We start from the raw sequence: 21757 nt of genomic DNA on the forward strand, positions 1-21757 counted from the left end.
CTGCACAACTTCAGACGCCTGCGCATTCGGTTCGAGCGCCTCGCCGCCATACACGAGGCGTTCATGAAAATCGCCGCCTGCGTCATTTGCTGGCGACACCTTCAAAAATCATTCTGTTAGCGTTTCTAAGCCTGACTGGTCATCCCGACCAGACAAAAATATTGGGATGCACAATGAAAACTATTCAAACATAAAATCAATAGTTTTGTTCAAATGCTGCAAAAAAGGCCACCTTTTCTGCAAACCGACAATTTGCCACCTGCCCCCCGCCCCACCATCTCACCCCAATAAATCCCCTTGACGACCTATCTTTCGATATATATCTTTAGATATGTTTTACGACATATAGGACTCGATCATGCGACACAACTCCTCCCGCGGCCATGCCCGATGCGACGGTCATGGTGCGCATGCTCGCCCTGACTGGTTCGCCGGTCTCTGGTACGCGATCGGCCGCCACCGTCGCGGCCACGATCCATTCGGTGGCAGCCCGTTCGGTGGCCGTGGCGGGCGCGGCGGCTTTGGCGATTTCGGCGACGACGGCATGCCGCGCGGCCGCCAGTTCAGCTCCGACGATCTCCAGCTGCTGTTGCTTGCGCTGGTCGCCGAACAACCGAGCCACGGCTACGAGCTGATCAAGGCGCTCGACACGCGTTCGAACGGTTTCTACAGTCCGAGCCCCGGCATGGTGTATCCGGCGCTCACGTATCTCGAAGAAGTCGGTTTCGTCGCGTCGCAGGCGGAAGGCAACCGCAAGCGCTATGCGCTGACCGACGCCGGCCGCGCCCATCTCGACGCCCAGCGCGAACGCGTCGACACGCTGTTCGCCCGCCTCACGCACCTCGCGCGCAAGATGGAGTTCATGCGCCGCGCGTTCGCCGGGGAATCGGCGGGCAACGAAACGCAGGACGACGCGCAAGCAGGCTGGCTGCCGGAGTTCGTCGAGGCGCGCCTCGCGCTCAAGCGCGCGCTGCTGCACAAGAGCGCCGCCGACGCCGACGAACAGCGCCGCATCGCGGCCATCATGCGCCGCGCGACGGCCGAAATCGAAGGCAGCGCCGGCGCGTAAGCCGCGCCGCCCCGTCAAACCATCAGGAGAACGGATTGATGCAGAACCCATCCGAGCGCACCGTGACCCGCGTGCGCCACCCCCTTAAGTTCCGCTTGCTGCAGGTCCTGCGCGTGCACGCCGTGACACCGCACCTGCTGCGCGTCACGCTCGGCGGCCCCGATCTCGCGGATTTCGAATCCGCGTCGTTCGACGATCACGTGAAGGTATTTTTCCCGCCGCCCGGCGCCGAACGGCCCGTGCTGCCGACGCTCGGCGCGAACGGTCCCGAGTTCCCGGAAGGCGAACCGAAGCCGGTCGCGCGCGACTTCACGCCGCGCCGCTTCGACCGGGCCGCCTGCGAACTCGATCTGGAATTCGTGCTGAACCACCCGGGCCCCGCGTCGCAGTGGGCCGCACAGGCACGCGTCGGCCAATGGCTCGGCATCGGCGGTCCGCGCGGTTCGTTCGTCGTCCCGACCGGTTTCGACTGGCACCTGCTGATCGGCGACGATACGGCGCTGCCGGCGGTCGCGCGGCGTCTCGAGGAGCTGCCGGCCGGTGCGCGCGTTGCCGTCGTGCTGGAAGTCGCGGATCGCACCGCGCAGATCGGCTTCGACACGCGCGCCGACGTGCATGAAATCTGGCGTTTCCGCGCCGAAGCCGACGCGCCAGGCGGCGACGTGCTGCTGAATGCCGTGCGCGACCTGCCGCTGCCGCCGTCCGGCGACGGCTACGTGTGGGCGGCGGGCGAAGCGCTGTCGATGCGCGCGGTACGCCAGCACCTGACCGGCGAGCGCGGCGTCGACAAGTCGCGCATCCGCGCGGCGGCCTACTGGAAGCGCGGCGCGGCGGCCGTGCACGAAACGCTGGAAGACTGATGGATGCGAGTACCCGGGAAAGGGGTACCCGATTGAAGTTGACCGGCCGATGACACAATCGTGGCGTCGGCGCACCAGCGGGCTTGGCACCGCTATTGCGGCTGGTATATATCTGTGTGTGCGACGCCGCTGTCGGGCGACAGCCGCCGCAGCCCGCCCAGGAGCGCCCGGTCATGACAAAAGAAAGCCACGCGTCGCCGTTCCTTCGCAACCTGAAGATCGCCGGCTATTGCGGCCTTGCCGCGGTGGTACTCGCGCTGTTCGTCGCGATGTGCGCGATCCTGAAGGAAAGCGCACTCGACCGCGACGCCGCGCAACACCCGGCTGATACGCCTGAACTGCACGATGCGGGCGGCGGCCCGTCCGCATCGGCCGAATCGGCCAAGACACCCGGGTGACGGCGTCCTGCCCGATCTCCTGCCGCTTACGGCGCGTGCCGGCGGCCCATCACGACTGCATGTACCGAATCGCCGAGCCGTTCGAGCCGTGCGGTCACGCGCTGCCCGAACAGGTGCGCGGCCAGCGCGCCGGCCGAGCCGACCAGCACGCCGCCCGCCATGTCGAACGGCCAGTGCACGCCCGCATAGATACGTCCCCATGCAATCGCCACGGCCATCGCGGCCATCACGAACCCGGTGAGCCGGGTCGTGCCGGCGAGCATCAGCCCGACCGCCATGCTCCACGCGAACGTCATGTGATCGCTCGGAAACGAGCTGTCCGGCGCGTGCGGAATCAGTTGCGTGCCGACGCCGGCCATGAACGGGCGCGGCGAGAACCAGAAATGTCCGATGACCTGCGCGAGCGCGAGCGCCACGCACACGCCGACACCGGCTTCGATCGCCTGGCGCCGCGTCGGGCGCGCGCCGAAGAGCCAGGTCAGCAGCAGCATCGCGGGCAACGCGTACACGAGCCAGTCGGCGGCGAAGATGGCGAGGCGGGCAACGCCCGGCTGCGGCGCAACCCCGGCGTTGATGGCGGAAAAGAGGGTGAGATTGAGGGTCTGCATGAATCCGGTTGCGTGAGGCGTAAAAAATCGGCCGGTTGCCCGGCCTGATACGAACGATGCTAAGGCGCACGCGCTTAAGCGATGCTTAATGGGGTGGCCGCACGGGGGTGGCCGCACGCGACGAAGCCCGCCGCGGCGAACGCACTTAGAGCCTGCGCTGCAACACAAGTTCACATAATTGTCATATTCCCGCGCGACCGTCTCCCGTAAAAGCTCACCCAGCATCCCGCAAAGGCTCACCTTTTTCACATCGTGGCGTCATCGACGTATGGAAACATCGGGACGCCCGCCGCCGTCCAGGCCGGTTGCGTCATTCATCTCAATATTTACGCTGCGAATGCTTCGAAATCGGCAACAATTAATTCCAAATGCGGCATCGCACAACGGCAACGCACAGGCATAGGATTACGAGCTTACGAGCACTCACCCACGAAGCGATCAACAACAAGGAGTCCGCATGAAACCCAGCGATGTCCGATCGAAAGCGTTTGCGATGCCGTTGACCAGCCCCGCCTTCCCGATGGGCCCTTACCGTTTCGTCGATCGTGAGTTTCTGATCATCACGTATCGCACCGATCCGGATCGCCTCCGCGAAATCGTCCCCGAGCCGCTGCAGGTCACCGAGCCGCTCGTCCACTACGAATTCATCCGCATGGCCGATTCGACCGGCTTCGGCGACTACACCGAAAGCGGCCAGGTGATTCCCGTCGAATACAACGGCCAGCCGGGCGGCTATACGCTCGCGATGTATCTCGACGATCACCCGCCGATCGCCGGCGGCCGCGAACTGTGGGGCTTCCCGAAGAAGCTCGCGTCGCCCACGCTGCACGTGAACACCGACCACCTCCTCGGCACGCTCGATTACGGCAAGGTGCGCGTCGCCACCGGCACGATGGGCTACAAGCACAAGGAACTCGACATCGACGAGCAGACCAAGCGTCTCGCCGGCCCCAATTTCCTGCTGAAGATCATCCCGCACGTCGACGGCACCGCGCGCGTCTGCGAACTCGTGCGCTACTACATGCAGGACATCAAGATGAAGGGCGCATGGACGGGCCCCGCATCGCTCGAGCTGGCGCCGCACGCGCTCGCGCCCGTGGCCGACCTGCCCGTGCTCGAAATCGTTGAAGCCCGCCACCTGGTCGCAGATTTGACACTGGGCCTCGGCGAAGTCGTCTACGATTACCTGGCTCAGTAACACGTCCGCAGTCCTTTCTCCCTGACAATCCTTTCACCACGGGAATTCGAACATGAGCAACCTGAATGGCAAGACCGCAGTCGTCACGGGCGCCGCGAGCGGCATCGGCAAGGAAATCGCACTCGAGCTCGCGAAGGCGGGCGCGGCCGTCGCGATCGCCGACCTGAACCAGGACGGCGCGAACGCCGTTGCCGACGAGATCGTCAAGGCGGGTGGCAAGGCGATCGGCGTCGCGATGGACGTGACGAACGAGGACGCCGTGAACAGCGGTATCGACAAGGTGGCCGAAACGTTCGGCTCGGTCGACATCCTCGTGTCGAACGCGGGCATCCAGATCGTCAATCCGATCGAGAACTACTCGTTCTCCGACTGGAAGAAGATGCAGGCGATCCACGTCGACGGCGCGTTCCTGACGACCAAGGCCGCGCTCAAGCATATGTACAAGGACGATCGCGGCGGTGTCGTGATCTACATGGGTTCGGTGCACTCGCACGAAGCGTCGCCGCTGAAGTCGGCGTACGTGACTGCCAAGCACGGCCTGCTCGGCCTGGCGCGCGTGCTGGCGAAGGAAGGCGCGAAGCACAACGTGCGCTCGCACGTCGTGTGCCCGGGCTTCGTGCGCACGCCGCTGGTCGACAAGCAGATTCCGGAGCAGGCGAAGGAGCTCGGGATCAGCGAGGAGGAAGTGGTGAAGAAGGTGATGCTCGGCAATACGGTCGACGGCGTGTTCACGACCGTTCAGGACGTCGCGCAGACGGTGCTGTTCCTGTCGGCCTTCCCGAGCGCCGCGCTCACGGGCCAGTCGTTCATCGTCAGCCACGGCTGGTTCATGCAATGAAGCCGCACGCCCGCACCGAAAAGCAGGCCGTCGATGCGGCGGACCTGCATCACGAGGCCGGCGCACCGGCCGCCGCGCGCACGCTGCCGTACGAGACGATCGCACTCGTGCTGCAAGGCGGCGGCGCGCTCGGCGCGTACCAGGCCGGCGTGTTCGAAGGGCTGCACGAGGCGGGCATTCCGCTCGACTGGATCGCGGGCATCTCGATCGGCGCGCTCAACACCGCGCTGATCGCGGGCAATGCGCCCGAGCACCGTGTCGAGCGGCTGCGCGAGTTCTGGGAGACGATCTGCAAGCCGGCGTTCTTCCCGACGATTCCGGCCGCATTCGAGTTCGCGCTGTTCAACAGCATCGACCAGATCCGCACGTTCTTCACCGCGTCGCAGGCCGCAAGCGCGATGATGCAGGGCCAGCAGGGCTTCTTCGTGCCGCGCTTCCCGCCGCCGCTGCCGGGCGTGTCGGATCATCCGGAGAAGATCAGCTGGTACGACACGTCGCAACTGCGCGCGACGCTGCTGAAGCTGTGCGATTTCGACCGGATCAATTCGGGCGAAACGCGCGTGTCGGTCGGCGCGGTCAACGTCGGGACCGGCAACTTCGTGTACTTCGACAACTCGCGCATCCGTCTCGCGCCCGAGCATTTCATGGCGTCCGGCGCGCTGCCGCCCGCGTTCCCGCCGGTCGAGATCGACGGCGAGTACTACTGGGACGGCGGTGTCGTGTCGAACACGCCGCTGATGGAAGTGCTCCGCGCTCGGCCGCGTCGCGACACGCTCGCGTTCCAGGTCGATCTGTGGAGTGCGCGCGGGCCGCTGCCGCGCACGATGGCCGACGTCGCCGAACGCACGAAGGACGTGCAGTATTCGAGCCGCACGCGTTTCGTCACCGACACGCTGCAGCGGGAGCAGCGCTACCGCAACGTGCTGCGCCACGTGCTCGACCAGGTGCCGGAAGAGCAGCGCAAGGCGGATCCGTGGTGCATCGAGGCCGATGCGATGTCGTGCAGCAAGAAGTACAACATCCAGCACCTGATCTACCAGCAGAAGGCGTACGAGCATCATTACAAGGACTATCAGTTCGGTCTGTCGACGATGCGTGACCACTGGTCCGCGGGTCTCGACGACATCCGCAAGACGCTCGCGGTCAAGGACGGCCTCGCGCTGCCCAACAACGACTCGGGCTTCGTGACGCACGACGTTCACCGCAAACGGTAATGCCGTGTGCGACGGATCGGCGCGATGCATGCGCCGGTCCGTCCTCTTCTCCGATCAGCCATGCCGATTTTCATTGCACTGTTCGCGCTCATCGCTGCCGGATGGGGCGCGGTTCACCTGTTTCACGTCATCGCCGCGCAGTTCGGCCAGCCGGTCGCGATCGCGGCCGCCGTGCTCGCCGCCGCGATCCTGATCGCGCTGGTCGCGTGGTGGATCAAGCGCCGCCGCGACATCGCACCGAATACGAAGGAAGAAGGCTGGACCCACGTCGTGCATCGCGCGTGGGGCGAGCTCCGTGTATCCGCGACGCAGGGGCTGCTGTGGCTGTCGCACGACGGCGCGGACGGCCGCTATACGCTGTCGCAACTCGACGGCTGTCAGGCCGCACCGATCGGCGGCCGCTGGCATCTCGTCGTGCGCGTGCGCGATGCCGTGCGCGGCGAATGGAAGCTGCCGATGATGGACAAGCGCGATGCGCAGCGTTGGGCACGCGTGCTGACGCTCGCGAAGGACAACCGGCTCTGAAACGGCGCGCGGTGGATGCGTATCGGCGCGCGGCACGAGCCGCCGCGCCGGCTGTCCCGCATTCCACGCGCTATCGCGCCTTCAGCGCCCACAACGCATCGAGCACATGCTGCGTCGCCCGTTCGACCGGCCCCGCCCGATGCGCAATACCCAGTTCCCGCCACAACGCCGGGCGCAACGCCCGCATGACGATGCGTGCGTCGGGTAGCGGGGCGCCCGCCTCGTGCGGAAGCAGCGTCGCGCCGTAACCCGCCGCGACCAGGCTCTTGATCGCATCGTTGTAGTTGAGTTCGATCCGCGGCTCCGGCCGGTGGCCGCCGAGCGCGAACCATTCGGTCGTGAGCCGCGACAGGCGGGTGGTCGCATCGTTGAGTATCAACGGGCGGGCGGCCAGATAGCCGGGCGTGACGCGCGCCGGGAGCGGCCAGTCCGCCGGCAGAAACGCCATCACCGGATCGCGCCGCCACGCGCGGATCGACAACCCGGCGACCGCCGTCTGCGGCAGCGCCACCAGTCCGATATCGAGCGTGCCCTGCGCAATGCGCGCGAGCGTGTCGTGCGACGTCAGCACCGCGATCTGGACATCGATGTCCGGATGCTGCTCGCGCAACCGGGCCACCGCCTGCGGCAGCAGGTGCGCGATCGCGCCGGTCGATGCGCCGAGGCGCACGCGCCCGGTCAACCCCTGCACCTGCCGCTGCACATCGTCCAGCGTGGATTCGACCTCGGCCAGCAGGCGACGCGCCCGCTCCACCAGCACTTCGCCGATGGCCGACGGCCGCACGTTTCCCCGCGTGCGGGACAGCAACGGCGCACCGATGCGGCTTTCCAGTTCGGCAATGTGAAGACTGACGGTCGGCGGCGCGAGATGAAGCCATTGCGCCGCGGCGACAAAGGACCCTTGGTCGGCGATGGCGACCAGCGTGCGCAGGCGGTCCAGGCTGATCTCGCGCATTCCCCCACCTCTCATTCAATAAAACTGAATCTGGTAGTCAGTAAATTCAACTTTTCCTATTCTAGGCGTTCGGCGGACGATACGGCTTTCCCGACGACCGAACCGAAGGAACGCGACCATCATGAGCCAGCCCACTGTCTACATCGACGGCGATCAAGGCACGACCGGATTGCTGATCCACGAACGCCTGCGCGGGCGCGACGACCTGCAGCTCGTTACGCTGCCGGATGCCGAGCGCAAGGATCCCGCGCGGCGCGCCGAAGCGATCAACGCAGCCGACATCGCGATCCTGTGCCTGCCCGACGCGGCCGCGCGCGAAGCGGTCGGCTTCATCCGGAATCCAGCGGTACGCGTGATCGACGCGAGTTCGGCCCATCGCACGCAGCCGGATTGGGTCTACGGCTTTCCCGAGATGGCGAACGGGCACGCGCAGACGATTGCGCACGCGCGGCGTGTCACCAATCCGGGCTGCTACCCGACCGGTGCGATCGGGTTGCTGCGGCCCCTGCAGCAGGCCGGCCTGCTGCCACGTGACTACCCGGTGAGCATCCATGCCGTGTCCGGATACTCGGGCGGCGGGCGGGCTGCCGTCGACGCGTTCGAATCAGGCGACGCCACGCACACGAAACCGCTGCAGGTCTACGGCCTCGCACTCGCACACAAGCATGTGCCCGAGATCCAGCTGCATGCCGGCCTGACGCATCGCCCGATGTTCGTGCCGGCCTACGGTGCCTATCGGCAAGGCATCGTGCTCACCGTGCCGATCGACTTGCGGCTGCTCCCTGCCGGCGTGACCGGTGAGCAGTTGCATGCGTGTCTCGCGCACCATTACGCCGACGCGCGTCATGTCGACGTCACGCCGCTCGCGGACACGCAAGCGATCACGCATCTCGATCCGCAAGCGTTGAACGGCACCAATGACCTGCGGCTCGGCGTGTTCGTCAATGCCGAGCACGGCCAGGTGCTGCTGTCCGCCGTGTTCGACAATCTGGGCAAAGGGGCATCCGGGGCTGCCGTGCAGAATCTCGACCTGATGCTCGGCGCGGCAGACGCGGCGAAAGCGGCATAAGCCACGTGCGAGCACCCTCGTCGGCCGGACCGGCACAGTGCGGCGGCCGAGGCGTCGGTGCAAGGTGGTCGCTACCGGCGCGCGACGCGATTGCGAGCCGGAAACGGGTGCCTGCCGACGTTCCGCGCATGCTCCCGTAAAAGCTCACCTTTAGCCGGTTTCAGGCCGTCTCGTCACCCGCGGCGGCATTCAAGCCGGCCAGCGTCTCCACCAGAAAATCCACGCAGACGCGCACCTTCGCCGACGCCGCAACGCGCTCCGGATACACGGCCCAGATGTTCGCGGGCTGGATTGCATCCGGCAGCACGCGACACAATGCGCCGCGTTCGATCAGCGGCGCGGCTTCCCAGATCGAGCGCAACACGATTCCGCGGCCGGCCAGCGCCCACTGCACGGCCACCTCGCCATGGTTCGTCGACAGCGCGCCGCCCACCTTCACGGTGGCCGTTTCGCCGCGCACGTTCAGCCGCCACACGCCGAGCGGGTGATCGCGCTCCTTGATCGCAAGACAGTCGTGCGACGCGAGATCCGCGAGCGAGCGCGGCGTGCCGCGCCGTGCCAGATAGTCGGGCGATGCACACAGCACGCGGTAATTCGCGGCGAGGCGGCGCGCGATCAGGTGATCGGCGATCTCATCGCCGATGCGCACGTCGAGGTCGTAGCCTTCGCCCGCGACATCGACGAGCCGGTCGAACAGATCGAGCCGCACGTTCAACTGCGGATAGCGCGAGGTGAAGTCGAGCAACGCCGGCGCGACGACGTGCCGGCCGAAGCCGAAGCTGCTCGATATGCGCAGCGTGCCGCGCGGCACCGTGCGCGTGGTCGATACGTCCTCGACGAGATGATCGACGTCGTCGAGGATCTTCTCGGCGCGCGCGTACACGCGTTCGCCGGCTTCCGTGACCGTCACGCGGCGCGTCGAACGATGCAGCAGGCGCGTGCCGAGCTGCGCCTCGAGCAACGCGATGCGCTTGCTGACGTAGGCGGGCGATACCGCGAGCTGCTCGGCGGCCGCGCTGAAGCTGGTCAGGCGGACGACCAGGCTGAACACGCGCAGGTCGTCGAGATTCGGCGATTTGTTCACGATTCGTGGAAAGTCGATTAACCTTTAGCGCGATTTTAATCCGAATGGAAATAAATAGAATGACGTGACGCGCCGCTGCCTCACCCTGCGGCCGGCCCACCAGCCAAGGAGCTTTGCATGACCGACAAGACCTACAGAATTGCCGTGATCCCCGGCGACGGCATCGGCCGTGAAGTGATGCCCGAGGGCCTGCGCGCGCTCGATGCCGTGACCGCGCGCTTCGGCATCCGCTTCGACTTCGTCCAGGTCGACTGGGCGAGCTGCGACTACTACGCGCAGCACGGCAAGATGATGCCGGACGACTGGAAGGCGCAGTTGTCGGGCATGGACGCAATCCTGTTCGGCGCGGTCGGCTGGCCGGCGACGGTGCCCGATCACATTTCGCTGTGGGGCTCGCTGCTGAAATTCCGCCGCGAATTCGACCAGTACATCAACCTGCGGCCCGCACGCCTGTTCGACGGCGTACCGTCGCCGCTCGCCGGCCGCCGCGCGGGCGACATCGACTTCATGATCGTGCGCGAGAACACCGAGGGCGAATATTCGTCGGTCGGCGGCACGATGTTCGAAGGCACCGAGCGCGAGATCGTGATGCAGCAGTCGATCTTCACGCGCCACGGCACCGAGCGCGTGCTGAAATTCGCGTTCGACCTCGCACAGCGGCGCGCGAAGCGCCTCACCGTCGCGACGAAGAGCAACGGCATCGCGATCAGCATGCCGTGGTGGGACGCGCGCACGGCCGAGATGGCCGAGCGCTATCCCGACATCGCCGTCGACAAGCAGCACATCGACATCCTGTGCGCGCGCTTCGTGCTGCAGCCTGACCGCTTCGACGTCGTCGTCGCGTCGAACCTGTTCGGCGACATCCTGTCGGATCTCGGGCCGGCCTGTACGGGCACGATCGGCATCGCGCCATCGGCGAACCTGAACCCCGATCGCAAATTTCCGTCGCTGTTCGAACCCGTGCACGGCTCCGCGCCCGACATCGCGGGGCAGCACATCGCGAACCCGGTCGCGATGATCTGGTCGGCGGCCTTGATGCTCGACTTCCTCGGCAACGGCGCGGGCCGCGAGCGCGAAGCGCACGATGCAATCGTCGCCGCAATCGAGGACGTGCTGCGCGCCGGGCCACATACACGCGACCTCGGCGGCAACGCGGGGACGCAGGAAGTGGGTGAGGCGATCGCCGCGCGGATCGCGGGCTAACGATCACGCCCGGCGCGATTGCGCGCGCTGGGCAGCGACCGCACGAATCCGTGACGAGTGAACGGTCAGCGGTGAGCAACATGTCATGCGTTGACGCACCCGCGCGAATTCCGGCGCCCGCACGGTGAAGTCGAGCGGTGGGCAACGTCGCACCGCCACGCACACGACTCGCGCTATCCGTCGTTGACGTCGATACGATCGGTGAGTTGCACATCGCTCGCACGCACACCGATCGTCAATCCACTGCCGGCCCTGTGCGATCGGTGACATGCATCACGCGGTGAAGCACACCGTTGCACGCCGATACGTGCATCGCACGACGTCGACGTGTGCGGCCTGTCCGCGTGGCCCGATGCGAAGCCGCATCGAACGGCTCGAAGCACACAGTCCGACGCGACGTTTCACCTCATCCCGAAAAATCTCACCTTCGGCACACCGACTCCCGAATTTCCTCACCGTTGAATCCCGGTGATGCGTTCACCGATGCGTCGAGTCGACGCGCGCGTCACAGCCCGAGATCGGACAGCCCCGGGTGATCGTCCGGACGACGGCCGAGCGGCCAGTGAAAGAGACGATCCTGTTCGCGAATGGGCAGGTCGTTGATGCTCGCGTGACGATGCGCCATCAGGCCGTTTTCGTCGAACTCCCAGTTTTCGTTGCCGTACGAGCGGAACCAGTTGCCGGCGTCGTCGCGCCACTCGTATGCGAAGCGCACCGCGATGCGATTGCCGTCGAACGCCCACAGCTCCTTGATCAGCCGGTAGTCGAGCTCGCGCGTCCACTTGCGTTGCAGCAGCCCGACGATCTCGTCGCGGCCGGTCACGAATTCCGCACGGTTGCGCCATCGGCTGTGCGGCGTATAGGCGAGCGACACGCGCTGCGGGTCGCGCGTATTCCACCCGTCCTCGGCGGCGCGCACCTTCTGGCGTGCCGTTTCGAGCGTGAAGGGCGGAACGGGCGGACGGACTTCGGGGGAAACGGACATGAGTGGCTCCTGTTCAGGTTGTGGCCGCGGACAACCGCTGCCGGTTCGGATTCGCTGCTTCGACTATCGCGAAACGGTGTCGAGCAGCAGTTCGGCTGTCGCGCGCGCATCGCGCGCGGCGTTTGCATCGCCGCTGACGAGCGCCACGCCGATCGCGCCGTCGATCAGCACGAGCCACTGACGCGCAATGCGCGCGAGCCCGCGGCGCTCGATGCCCGTTTCGTCGGCATACGCATCGAACCGCTCGCGCACGAATGCCAGCAGACGCGCCTTGTGCATACGCGCGACGACGCGCACGGGATCGTCGGCGTCGGGAATCTCGCCCGACGCGTTCAGGAATGCGCAGCCGTGAAAGTCGGGCTGCCGGAACCAGTCGCGCAGCACGTCGAACATGCCGAGCAACTGCGCGCGCGGCGCCTTGCCGAGCGCCAGCGTTGCATCGACAAACCAGCGCATCCAGCGCGCGTCGCGGCGTTCGAGCGCGGCGACCACCAGCGCCTCTTTCGATTCGAAATGCGAATAAAAGCTCTTTCGTGCCGCGCCGGATCGCTTGACGATCGCATCGACGCCGGTTGCATGGATGCCGCCCGAATAGATCAGCGCTTCGGCTGCATCGAGCAGCCGGTCGCGAACGCCCGGTTCGCCGGAGGAGTCGTGAGGTGTGTTCATGGGTTTACGGTAGAACGATCGTTCTCCATCGTCAACACCCGCATGGAAAAGCCCTGTCGGCGAGAGGGATGAATCGCGCGCTGGCCGCGCGCCGCGGCCCGCCGCGTTTACGACATTTTTTCTTGAAGCGGACGCGCGACGCTCACTACACTTCGGTCACCCTGTCTGGGCGAAAGGACATCATGCAGCGACCGGAATCCGCGCGCCCTGCGCGCGCCTATGCGGCTTATGCGAAGCGGCTCGACGGCCGCGTCGTCGTGCGGCGCTTCGACCCGCGCAACGATTCGTACGACACGTTGACCGCGCTGCTGCATCGCGCGTTTGCGCCGCTCGGCGCATTGGGCTTCAACTGCCCGTGCGTCGATCAGCCGGCCTCGGCGACACGCGAACACGTGCTCACCGGCGAGTGCTTCGTCGCGCTCGGCAATGCACACCTGGTCGCGACGATGACGATGCGTTCGCACGATCCGGATTCCCGCTGCGATCCGTACCGCAGCCGGCACGTCGCGACACTCGGCCAACTGGCCGTCGATCCCGTCTGGCAGGATCGCGGCATCGGCCGTTCGCTGCTCGCGTTCGCGCAACGGCGGGCCGCCGCGCGCGGCGCGACGCATCTCGCACTCGACGCGCCGTACGCGGCGGTCCGGCTCATCGACTTCTATCGTCGCGAAGGATTTCAGCCACTCGACGTGATGCGCTTTCCGGGACATAACTACGACAGCGCGATCCTGTGCAAATCCGTCAGCGTCGCGAACGAGCGCATCGTTGCCGGCAATACGACACAGTTCGACGTTGCGCGGCATGCGGGTGCGGCATCATGAAACAAGAGGTGCCAAAGCGCGATGGCGGCGACGATCACACCCGGCTCGACGTGCGGCAGGCACGCTTGCGCGCGGCGCGGCGACTGCGCGGTGTCTTGAAGCTGACGATTCTCACGATCGCGGTCGCCCAGGCGCTGGCGTTCGCGTTCGAAAGCCTGCTGGTCATGGCCGGCTTCGCGCCGGATGCCGCGACGGTGTTGCTGTTCCGCTTCGTGACGTGCGCGCTCGTCAGCTTCTGGCTGCAAGCGGATGCGTTGCGCGCGTATCAATACGCGGCGCAGCACGGGTTCGTCACCGCTCCCGGCGCGCAGGGCGATCCGGCCGACATCGCGCCGCAGTGCCCGAAGCGCTGGCTCGTCGTGTTGAGTCTTCAACTCGACCCGCGCGGGTTGAATGGTGAACGGATCAAGTAGCGGCCTGCGCACCGATCGATGTCTATTGATGTCTATTGATGTCGATCGCTTCTCGCAGGAGTGAGTCGCAAAGAGGCGTGAAGGCTCACGCTTGATGGCGCGGCTCGGCACGGCATCGCATGGCGTGCGTCGCGGACGGTCACGCGGCAAGCCAGGGAGGAAGTGTCCTGAAGAGAGGGAGCAGGTGCCGAACGGCGTGTTGTCGGATAGCCGGGCGACTGCCGACAGGTGAAGTGAACGTGCGATTGCAGGTGACCGAGGTGCGATCGTGTCGCGTTTCGGCGCACAAACACAGCTCCCGAATAGTCTCACCTTGAGCCCGGATTCACGTGTTTCGACTCGAGGATGCAGACGTAAAACCAAAACGGGGCAGGCGGCAAACACGCCGCACCGCCCCTTCGGCACTCAGGCTGTCCAGTCGAGAATCACCTTGCCGCTTTCACCGGACAGCATCGCGGCGAAGCCTTTCTCGTAATCGTCGGCCGCAAAGCGATGCGTGATGATCGGCGACAGGTCGAGGCCGCTCTGCAGCATCGCGACCATCTTGTACCAGGTCTCGAACATCTCGCGACCGTAGATGCCCTTGATCTCGAGCCCCTTGAAGATCACCTGGTTCCAGTCGATCGCCGTCTGCGCGGGCGGAATGCCGAGCAGCGCGACCTTGCCGCCGTGGTTCATCGCCTCGAGCATGCTCGTGAACGCGCTCGGCACGCCCGACATTTCGAGGCCGACGTCGAAGCCTTCGGTCATATGCAGGTCAGCCATCACGTCGCGCAGCGACTCGCGCGCGACGTTGACCGCACGCGTCGCGCCCATCTTGCGCGCGAGTTCCAGCCGGTAGTCGTTGATGTCGGTGATGACGACGTTGCGCGCGCCGACGTGCTTCGCGATCGCGACGGCCATGATGCCGATCGGGCCCGCACCGGTGATCAGGACATCCTCGCCGACGAGGTTGAACGACAGCGCCGTGTGCGTCGCGTTGCCGAACGGATCGAAGATCGAGGCGAGATCGTCGGAGATCTCCGGCGGAATCTTGAACGCGTTGAACGCAGGAATCGCCAGATACTCGGCGAACGCGCCTTCGCGGTTCACGCCGACGCCGACCGTGTTGCGGCACAGATGCCGGCGCCCCGCGCGGCAGTTGCGGCAGAAACCGCACGTGATGTGGCCTTCGCCGGACACGCGATCGCCGATCGCGAAGCCGCGCACTTCCTGCCCCATCTCGACGATCTCGCCGACATACTCGTGACCGACGTGCATCGGCACGGGAATCGTCTTCTGCGCCCAGTCGTCCCACTTCCAGATATGGATGTCGGTGCCGCAGATCGCCGTGCGGCGGATCTTGATCAGCACGTCGTTGTGACCGACTTCGGGGCGCTTCACGCGCGTGAGCGTAAGGCCGGGGCCGCGTTCGAGCTTTGCCAGTGCTTTCATGGTCGCGCCTCCGTCAGATGATGCCGAGCGACTTGCCGACGCGCACGAACGCGGCGACCGTCCGGTCGATCTGCTCGGGCGTATGCGCGGCGCTCATCTGCGTACGGATGCGCGCGCGACCACGCGGTACGACGGGGAACGAGAAGCCGATCACATAGACGCCTTCGTCGAGCAGCTTGTCGGCCATGTTCGTCGCGAGTTGCGCGTCGCCGAGCATCACCGGGATGATCGGATGCGCGCCCGGCACGAGCGTGAAGCCGGCTTCGGTCATCTGCTTGCGGAACCGCGCGCCGTTTTCGCGCACGCGCTCGCGCAGCTTCGCACCTTCGTCGCTGCCGAGCAGTTCCAGCACCTTCAGCGAAGCCGCGGCGATGCTCGGCGTAAGCGTGTTCGAGAACAGATACGGACGCGAGCGCTGGCGCAGCAGTTCGATGACCTCGCGACGCGCGGCGACATAGCCGCCCGATGCGCCGCCGAGCGCCTTGCCGAGCGTGCCCGTGATGATGTCCACGCGGCCTTCGACGCCGCAGTGCTCGGGCGTGCCTCGGCCGTGCGTGCCAATGAAGCCGACCGCGTGCGAATCGTCGACCATCACGATCGCGCCGTAACGATCGGCGAGATCGCAGATGCCTTTGAGGTCGGCGATGATGCCGTCCATCGAGAATACGCCGTCGGTCGCGATCAGCTTGTGGCGCGCGCCCGCTGCGTCGGCTTCCTTGAGCTTCGCCTCGAGGTCGGACAGGTCGTTGTTTTTGTAGCGGAAGCGCTTCGCCTTGCAGAGGCGAACGCCGTCGATGATGCTCGCGTGGTTCAGCTCGTCGCTGATCACCGCGTCGTTCTCGTCGAGCAGCGTCTCGAACAGGCCGCCGTTCGCGTCGAAGCAGCTCGAATAGAGGATGCTGTCCTCGGTGCCGAGAAACGCGGCCAGCGCGCTTTCCAGTTGCTTGTGGACGGTTTGCGTGCCGCAGATGAAGCGCACCGATGCCATGCCGAAGCCGTCCTGGTCGAGGCCGGCCTTCGCCGCGTCGATCAGGCGCGAATCGTTCGCCAGACCCAGATAGTTGTTCGCGCAGAAATTGAGCACGCCGGCACCACCGGCGAGCCGCACGTCCGCCGCCTGGGGACTCGCGATCTCGCGCTCGGTCTTGTAAAAACCGTCCGCGCGGATCTGGTCCAGCGTCCCGCGCACCTGGGCGAGAAAGGCATCACGCATCGCAAAGCTCCTGACAAGGTTTCGCATTCCGCAACGCGCCACTCGTGGCGGCGGCGCAACGGCCTGCTACTGTTATAGTCGGTCGTTCGGTTGACCGCATTTATCCGATATTCCGAACTAGAATTCGAAATACCGAACAACTCTAAGCGAACGGAATCCAAATGGCAAGTTCCTCCGGTTCGCGGCGCACGCCTGCCAGCGCCGCACCGCCACCGCCGGCCGCCACGCCGCCGCGTGTCGGCGAGCAGATCCAGCGGCTGCGCAACGAACGCAAGCTGACGCTAGACGACCTGTCGCGCGCGGCCGGCGTATCGAAATCGATGCTCTCCGAGATCGAACGCGACAAGGCCAACCCGACGATCGCCGTTGCGTGGCGGCTGACGAACGCGCTCGGCATCACGCTCGACGAGCTGTTCTCGCAGCCGAAGGCGCCCGAAACCATTCGCGTAGACGGCCCGCACGACATCCCGACGCTCGCCGGCCATGACGGCCGCTACCAGTTGCGCGTGTGGGGCCCGATCGACCTCGCCGGCAAGTTCGAGTGGTACGAGCTGACGCTGCCGGGCGGCGGCGCATTGATATCGAACGCACACGAGCCCGGCACGCGCGAGCACCTCACCGTGCTGCAGGGCGCGATGGAAATCGAAGCCGCCGCAGCCAGCCGGCGCCTGAAGGTAGGCGACACCGCGCGCTATCCAGCCGATGAGCCGCACGCAATCCGCAATCCCGGCAAGGCCGAAGCGCGGGCACTGCTGATCGTGATACATCGCTGACGGCGCGAATAGCTGGCCAAACGGCCAATTGCAGGCCAGTTGCGGAAAACACTGTATGTTTGTACAGTATACGGACATTCCGCCATGCATGGGCTGGAGCCGGCGCACCGAGGCGCCCGCCCGGTCGACAGGAGCCTGCAATGACAGAAGAACAAAATTTGGCCGCGCTCAGCTTCAAGGCTGCCGCGCACGACCTCGAGCAGATCGTCCGGCATATCGCCGGGCGCTACATCCACCAGCGTGTCCCGCTGACGTGGCGCCTGCTGCACGCCATCGAGGCCGAGGCACTCGCCGATCTCGGCTTTGCCAGCCGGCACGAGGCCGGCATGCGTCAATTGTTCGAACGGCAGTTGGACATGACGTTTCCCGAAACGGACGATCCGATCGACTTCGGGCGCTCGAATGCGCTGCCCGCCGTTTTTTCGTTCGCGGTTCTCGCATATGAAGCCGCGTCAACGGCGTCGAACGACATGGCGCCGCACGAGCACGTTCACCGCCCGTCCAAGGCATGGGGCGACTGACTCCCAGCCCGGGCCGCCGCGTTGTGGCGGCCTCATCCAGCCTCTTGCTGCCCGAGACGTTGCGGAAAGGGCTACCATATACGCAACTAACGGAGTAAGTCACATGTCTCTTCCCGTCTCGCCCGACACCCTCGCACGCCCGGAAGAAACAGATCTGTTCGACCGTGGCGCATCCGACTGGATCATCTCGCCGGAAGCCGCATTCGATGCATGGCTTGCCATGCAGGACTATCGCCGCTCGTCGGCCGACGTCTATCGCGCGCAATGGGGCGCGTTCCTCACATGGATGCGCGCGCACCAGAAGAATCTGGCAACGGTCGATACCGCAACCATCGCGAATTTCGTCGGCGAGCTACCGATCCGGAAAACCCAGCGGATGCGCTACTTGCGGCTGATCGAGCGCGTGCTCGATCACATCCGGCGCACCGAATATGCGTCGACCAACCCGGCCCGGTTCATTGCTCAGGATGGCGAAGCGAACTGGCGCAAGGCGCGCGACAACGAACCGACCGGTTTCCTCACGCCTGCCGAGCGCGCCGCGTTGCTCGCGTACCTGTTTTCACCGATCGGCGTATCCGGTTCCGCTTACTGGAAAGAGCGGCGCGACCGCGCGCTCGTCGCCGCGTTTCTCGGTGCCGGCATTAAAACCGGCGAAGCTCGAGCGCTCACGATTAGTTGCATCAATACGAGTGGAACATCGCTGCAGATCGCGTCGACGCATCCGGATTTCGCCCGCGAAGCCCACCTCGCATCGTTCGCGATCGCCCTGCTGGAAGCCTGGCTCACCGAGCGCAAGCGCCAGGACATTCCGGGGGAACTCGTGTTTCCGGCATCCCATGCCGGGCGGCCGATGCACAAGGCGACGATGCTGCGCGCGATCGACGCGATCGTCGAATCCGCCGGGCTCACGTCGTCGCGCACCGCGCGCGCGAGCCCGCAAACGCTGCGCAATACCTATGCGGCTGAACTGTTCGAGCACGACGTGCCGCCCGAACGGGTCGGCAAATGGCTGGGCTTCATGCGACCGATCTCGTCGAACCGCCTGCATCGCGCATGGAAAACCTGGCGCGACGGTTTGGCCTACAACAATGGTGACGCGTCCGACAGCGACGAAACTCACTGATCGCCAAACGGCTGCTCACGCAAAGCGACCCGTGAGCAGCCTTGTGTGGTGCAGCCTCACCGTTTCACAGCTCCCGAAAAACCTCACCTCAAGCTCTCAGGATCGTCTCACCTGTGCGGCGCAGCCGATCCTGGCGTCACGTGTGCGCAAAGCGCGCGACGGCTTCGAATCGGGATGGCCATGCGCCCGAGGCGTGCTCGCACTCGGGACAGGCCACTTCGAAACCTTCTTCGCTGTGTGACAGCTCCGGCTCACCGTCGCAATGCGGACAATGGGCCGGCACCGAGATCTCCTGATCCAGCGAGGTACCGATCGCGGCAAACGCCTCCGCATCCAGTTGCCCGGCATCGGCCAGGCGGCGGATCAGCGCGGCGATTTCCGGATTCACGCCGCGGCTCGCGCGCAACGAACTCACATCGCGCGTTGCACGTTCCAGTTCATCGGCCTGGCTGCGCAGCTGTTCTTCGAGCCGATCGGCACGCGCCTTGGCCGAACTCAGTTGCTGCAGGAAGTCGAACTCCTTGCGCTGAACGTCGCGCAAACCGCTCTGATAAGACGACGCCATGCTGCGTAGCGAATCCAGCTCGACCAGCATCGGCTTGACGCGGCGCTCGGCTTCGGCCACGGCGTCCTTGATTTGTTGCGCATAGTGTTCGGTGCGCTGCTGCAGTTCGGCCTGCAGCGCATCGATGCGATCACGCAGCGTCGCGTTCTGCGCCTGCTCGGCTTCGATGCGGCCGGCGGCTGCAGCCAGTTCCTTTTCCAGTCGCGCGACTGTGGTGAGCAACGTCGCTTCGCTGGCCGAACCGTGCGTCGTTTGCGACGCGAGCTGGACCTCGAGTTCGGTTACGCGAGCCTGCAACTGCTCGTTTTTCGCTTCGCCACGTGCGAGCGCGCCTTCGAGCGTCTCCTGGCGGACGGTTGCGTCGCGCAACCGCTGTTCGGCGTCGGCAATGCCGGCGCGAACCTGCTCGCGATCGCCATCCAGGCTGTCCCGCGCGGCTTTCAACGCTTCTTCATAGAGAGCGCCGAGCAACGCCCCCGCCTTTTCCTCGACGGCTTTCGGGATTGCGGCACCGTCGAGCCTGACCTTCGAGGCGGAACGGATGCGCTCCCAGAAATGGTCGATGTCTTTCGGAATATCGCTGGCGCTGCCGGTCTGGGTGAGATCGCGGACGTTGGCAGCCGACGGCCTGATGCCGAGATCGAAAAACAATCGCTTGCACGCGTGCAGCGACAATTCTTGTCGCCGTGCACCGTTCGCGCGCAGCGATTCCAGTTCGTCCCGAATGGCTTGGCGTATTTCGTCCAGGGTCATCGCTGTGCTCACAGAGATTGAAATGTGTTAATCATAACGAAATACGTATTTATTGATACTCGTTTCGGCGTGACGTTGCGAATTTACGTCGCTGTGCACAGAAGTCGGGTCTGTGAGCCAATCTGGACGACTGCGGCTCAATTTTCCGTGAAACAAAGCGAAGAAAATCAGCCAAGTCCTTGTGTTGCAAGCATTTTCCTGCAGGCCCCGAATTTTGGCATTTGTTTCACATGTACGCGGATCCGATGACCGGGCGGTGTTCAGGGGTTGGGGTGTCTGTGGAAAACTCGTCAGCCGATGTCTTGAGAGTATTAGAAGTAAACACCCTTGAACCCTTAGTTAAAAACGTTAACGCCACGGCACAGCCTTATGCTGCAAGGCTTTCCGGCCGACAAGGTGAAGTTTTACGGGAGCCAAGGTGATCTTCTGCGGGAGCTGACGTGATTGGGTTCAGGGAGCTGCGTGAGCCGTTGCGGGAAAGGTCGTGAGCGGATTCGGGATCACAGTGAAACACGAGATTTCCCAAAGGTGAGGCTTTTCGGGGCCTCACAGCCACGGAACCCTCGCGGTGCCTGACTGCACAGTTTTCTGCCTGTGCAGACATAGGTGAGAATTTGCAGGACCTTCTTCGCGCCCCGATTCTGCCCATCTTTTAGGCAGTTTTCGTGAAAGGTGAGGTTTCACGGGACTCCACGGGAGTTTGGTGTGAGGATTTCCGGGAAACGAACGCCATTTTGCACAGCAAAAGCGTTCTTGGGGACCTGTGAAGCCCTAAAGGTGAGGCTTTTCGGGAGGGAAATCCGGGTTTTCCTGGCTGGATCCCGTTAAGGTGAGATTTTTCGGGGCCCGGATCACAGGCTGTGATTCCGGCTACAGGTGAGCCTTTTCGGGAACGGCGTTTGCCCGAAAAATGGTCACAGGTGAGGCTTTTCGGGACCCATGTACGGTTGAATTCGCCGAAAAGCCCGCCAGGACTGGAAGAAATCTGGTTTTCGCTGTGCCCCTTTTTGGTACAGGTGAGATTTTTCGGGGGCTGCCATGCGGTTGTCGTATGAAGGATTTCCAGCGAAAGGTGAGGCTTTTCGGGGGACGTCGGGGGCGCACAGCCTAATGCCTTCTGTGCATAAGTATCGGAAGGCATTGGGATTTTTGATACCGAGGCAGTTACGGTGAGGTTTTTCGGGAGCCTCTCGCATGCCTGTGGGAGCACAGCGTTTTTTCCGTAAGGTGAGCGTTTTCGGGAGGCTTGGGTAGTGAATCCCCCGCGTGTCGGGCATTCGTCGATATCCGGACAAATGAACACACTGTGCTCAAGGTGAGTATTTTCGGGGCCCGATACGGTTTGTGCACTGTACAATGCGCGCCCGGGCCGCCAAAGCAGGCCCGATCGGGTCGCGCGGGCCGGTTTCGCAGGCGTCTTTCGGGACGCCGGGCCCGATCCCGATTTCCCGGGGAGTCAGGCCTGT

The 21757-nt window shown here is 64.8% G+C and carries 22 protein-coding genes and 1 pseudogene; 15 read left to right on the forward strand and 8 right to left on the reverse strand.

Annotated elements, in window-relative coordinates:
* From LGN17_RS12915 to LGN17_RS12930, 4 genes and pseudogenes are all read left to right on the forward strand, one after another.
* Window positions 1-120 (forward strand): annotated as a pseudogene (locus LGN17_RS12915) (IS5/IS1182 family transposase); the annotation flags it as partial.
* A gap of 238 nt (window positions 121-358) precedes the next feature.
* The gene (locus tag LGN17_RS12920) at window positions 359-1069 is read left to right on the forward strand and encodes a PadR family transcriptional regulator (protein ID WP_226197159.1); all 711 of its coding nucleotides are present in this window, start codon (window positions 359-361) and stop codon (window positions 1067-1069) included.
* Window positions 1070-1107: 38 nt separating this feature from the next.
* Window positions 1108-1929 (forward strand): siderophore-interacting protein, encoded by an 822-nt coding sequence (locus LGN17_RS12925; protein ID WP_226197160.1) that lies wholly within the window; start codon window positions 1108-1110, stop codon window positions 1927-1929.
* Window positions 1930-2102: 173 nt separating this feature from the next.
* Window positions 2103-2327 (forward strand): hypothetical protein, encoded by a 225-nt coding sequence (locus tag LGN17_RS12930; RefSeq protein ID WP_089446765.1) that lies wholly within the window; start codon window positions 2103-2105, stop codon window positions 2325-2327.
* A 26-nt stretch (window positions 2328-2353) separates the two neighbouring features.
* Here LGN17_RS12930 and LGN17_RS12935 read toward each other — a convergent pair whose 3' ends face one another.
* Window positions 2354-2935: an undecaprenyl-diphosphatase gene (locus LGN17_RS12935; RefSeq protein WP_226197161.1), complete on the reverse strand. Its 582-nt coding sequence runs from the start codon at window positions 2933-2935 to the stop codon at window positions 2354-2356.
* Window positions 2936-3392: 457 nt separating this feature from the next.
* Here LGN17_RS12935 and LGN17_RS12940 point away from each other — a divergent pair, with 457 nt between their 5' ends.
* The 4 genes from LGN17_RS12940 to LGN17_RS12955 are packed head-to-tail and all read left to right on the forward strand — an operon-like array spanning window position 3393 to window position 6710.
* Window positions 3393-4133, forward strand: a complete 741-nt coding sequence (locus tag LGN17_RS12940) for an acetoacetate decarboxylase (RefSeq protein ID WP_059238261.1) — start codon at window positions 3393-3395, stop codon at window positions 4131-4133.
* Between the two features lie 52 nt (window positions 4134-4185).
* Complete coding sequence (locus LGN17_RS12945) at window positions 4186-4971, forward strand: 3-hydroxybutyrate dehydrogenase (protein WP_175952801.1); 786 nt, start codon at window positions 4186-4188, stop codon at window positions 4969-4971.
* Window positions 4968-6185: a patatin-like phospholipase family protein gene (locus LGN17_RS12950; protein ID WP_226197162.1), complete on the forward strand. Its 1218-nt coding sequence runs from the start codon at window positions 4968-4970 to the stop codon at window positions 6183-6185. The genes LGN17_RS12945 and LGN17_RS12950 overlap by 4 nt, the downstream gene beginning before the upstream one ends.
* Window positions 6186-6245: 60 nt before the next feature.
* On the forward strand, window positions 6246-6710 hold the full coding sequence (locus LGN17_RS12955; RefSeq protein WP_175965283.1) for a hypothetical protein: 465 nt from the start codon (window positions 6246-6248) through the stop codon (window positions 6708-6710).
* Between the two features lie 70 nt (window positions 6711-6780).
* Here the strand turns inward: LGN17_RS12955 and LGN17_RS12960 are convergent, their stop codons facing one another.
* Window positions 6781-7665, reverse strand: coding sequence for a LysR family transcriptional regulator (locus tag LGN17_RS12960; protein ID WP_226197163.1), 885 nt, complete (start codon window positions 7663-7665; stop codon window positions 6781-6783).
* Between the two features lie 121 nt (window positions 7666-7786).
* On the opposite strand from LGN17_RS12960, the gene argC reads away from it, so the two are divergent.
* A complete protein-coding gene (gene argC / locus LGN17_RS12965) occupies window positions 7787-8734 on the forward strand; it encodes an N-acetyl-gamma-glutamyl-phosphate reductase (RefSeq protein ID WP_226197164.1) in 948 nt (315 codons plus the stop codon).
* Window positions 8735-8894: 160 nt separating this feature from the next.
* Here argC and LGN17_RS12970 read toward each other — a convergent pair whose 3' ends face one another.
* Window positions 8895-9818, reverse strand: a complete 924-nt coding sequence (locus tag LGN17_RS12970; RefSeq protein ID WP_226197165.1) for a LysR substrate-binding domain-containing protein — start codon at window positions 9816-9818, stop codon at window positions 8895-8897.
* A gap of 117 nt (window positions 9819-9935) precedes the next feature.
* Between LGN17_RS12970 and LGN17_RS12975 the strand changes: the two genes are divergently transcribed.
* On the forward strand, window positions 9936-11021 hold the full coding sequence (locus tag LGN17_RS12975; RefSeq protein ID WP_226197166.1) for a tartrate dehydrogenase: 1086 nt from the start codon (window positions 9936-9938) through the stop codon (window positions 11019-11021).
* Between the two features lie 505 nt (window positions 11022-11526).
* On the opposite strand, the gene LGN17_RS12980 is transcribed toward LGN17_RS12975, so the two are convergent.
* Complete coding sequence (locus tag LGN17_RS12980) at window positions 11527-12006, reverse strand: DUF1348 family protein (RefSeq protein WP_226197167.1); 480 nt, start codon at window positions 12004-12006, stop codon at window positions 11527-11529.
* A 63-nt stretch (window positions 12007-12069) separates the two neighbouring features.
* The gene (locus tag LGN17_RS12985; RefSeq protein ID WP_175952793.1) at window positions 12070-12675 is read right to left on the reverse strand and encodes a TetR/AcrR family transcriptional regulator; all 606 of its coding nucleotides are present in this window, start codon (window positions 12673-12675) and stop codon (window positions 12070-12072) included.
* 182 nt (window positions 12676-12857) lie between these two features.
* Here LGN17_RS12985 and LGN17_RS12990 point away from each other — a divergent pair, with 182 nt between their 5' ends.
* Together LGN17_RS12990 and LGN17_RS12995 are read left to right on the forward strand one after the other, a co-directional pair.
* Window positions 12858-13496, forward strand: a complete 639-nt coding sequence (locus tag LGN17_RS12990) for a GNAT family N-acetyltransferase (RefSeq protein ID WP_226197168.1) — start codon at window positions 12858-12860, stop codon at window positions 13494-13496.
* Window positions 13493-13909 (forward strand): hypothetical protein, encoded by a 417-nt coding sequence (locus tag LGN17_RS12995; RefSeq protein ID WP_226197169.1) that lies wholly within the window; start codon window positions 13493-13495, stop codon window positions 13907-13909. Before LGN17_RS12990 ends, LGN17_RS12995 begins: the two co-directional genes overlap by 4 nt.
* Window positions 13910-14314: 405 nt before the next feature.
* Here the strand turns inward: LGN17_RS12995 and tdh are convergent, their stop codons facing one another.
* The gene (tdh, locus tag LGN17_RS13000; protein WP_047902093.1) at window positions 14315-15343 is read right to left on the reverse strand and encodes an L-threonine 3-dehydrogenase; all 1029 of its coding nucleotides are present in this window, start codon (window positions 15341-15343) and stop codon (window positions 14315-14317) included.
* A gap of 13 nt (window positions 15344-15356) precedes the next feature.
* Complete coding sequence (locus tag LGN17_RS13005; RefSeq protein ID WP_175952790.1) at window positions 15357-16556, reverse strand: glycine C-acetyltransferase; 1200 nt, start codon at window positions 16554-16556, stop codon at window positions 15357-15359.
* A 161-nt stretch (window positions 16557-16717) separates the two neighbouring features.
* On the opposite strand from LGN17_RS13005, the gene LGN17_RS13010 reads away from it, so the two are divergent.
* From LGN17_RS13010 to LGN17_RS13020, 3 genes are all read left to right on the forward strand, one after another.
* Complete coding sequence (locus LGN17_RS13010) at window positions 16718-17329, forward strand: helix-turn-helix domain-containing protein (RefSeq protein ID WP_226197170.1); 612 nt, start codon at window positions 16718-16720, stop codon at window positions 17327-17329.
* A gap of 140 nt (window positions 17330-17469) precedes the next feature.
* Window positions 17470-17850: a DUF2471 family protein gene (locus tag LGN17_RS13015; protein WP_226197171.1), complete on the forward strand. Its 381-nt coding sequence runs from the start codon at window positions 17470-17472 to the stop codon at window positions 17848-17850.
* Window positions 17851-17953: 103 nt separating this feature from the next.
* The gene (locus tag LGN17_RS13020) at window positions 17954-18973 is read left to right on the forward strand and encodes a tyrosine-type recombinase/integrase (RefSeq protein WP_226197172.1); all 1020 of its coding nucleotides are present in this window, start codon (window positions 17954-17956) and stop codon (window positions 18971-18973) included.
* A gap of 136 nt (window positions 18974-19109) precedes the next feature.
* Here LGN17_RS13020 and LGN17_RS13025 read toward each other — a convergent pair whose 3' ends face one another.
* Window positions 19110-20291: a DNA-binding protein gene (locus LGN17_RS13025; protein WP_226197173.1), complete on the reverse strand. Its 1182-nt coding sequence runs from the start codon at window positions 20289-20291 to the stop codon at window positions 19110-19112.
* Window positions 20292-21757 lie beyond the last annotated feature (1466 nt).

The sequence above is a fragment of the Burkholderia sp. AU30280 genome (genome assembly GCF_020420125.1).
In the GTDB taxonomy this organism is placed as follows: Bacteria; Pseudomonadota; Gammaproteobacteria; order Burkholderiales; family Burkholderiaceae; genus Burkholderia.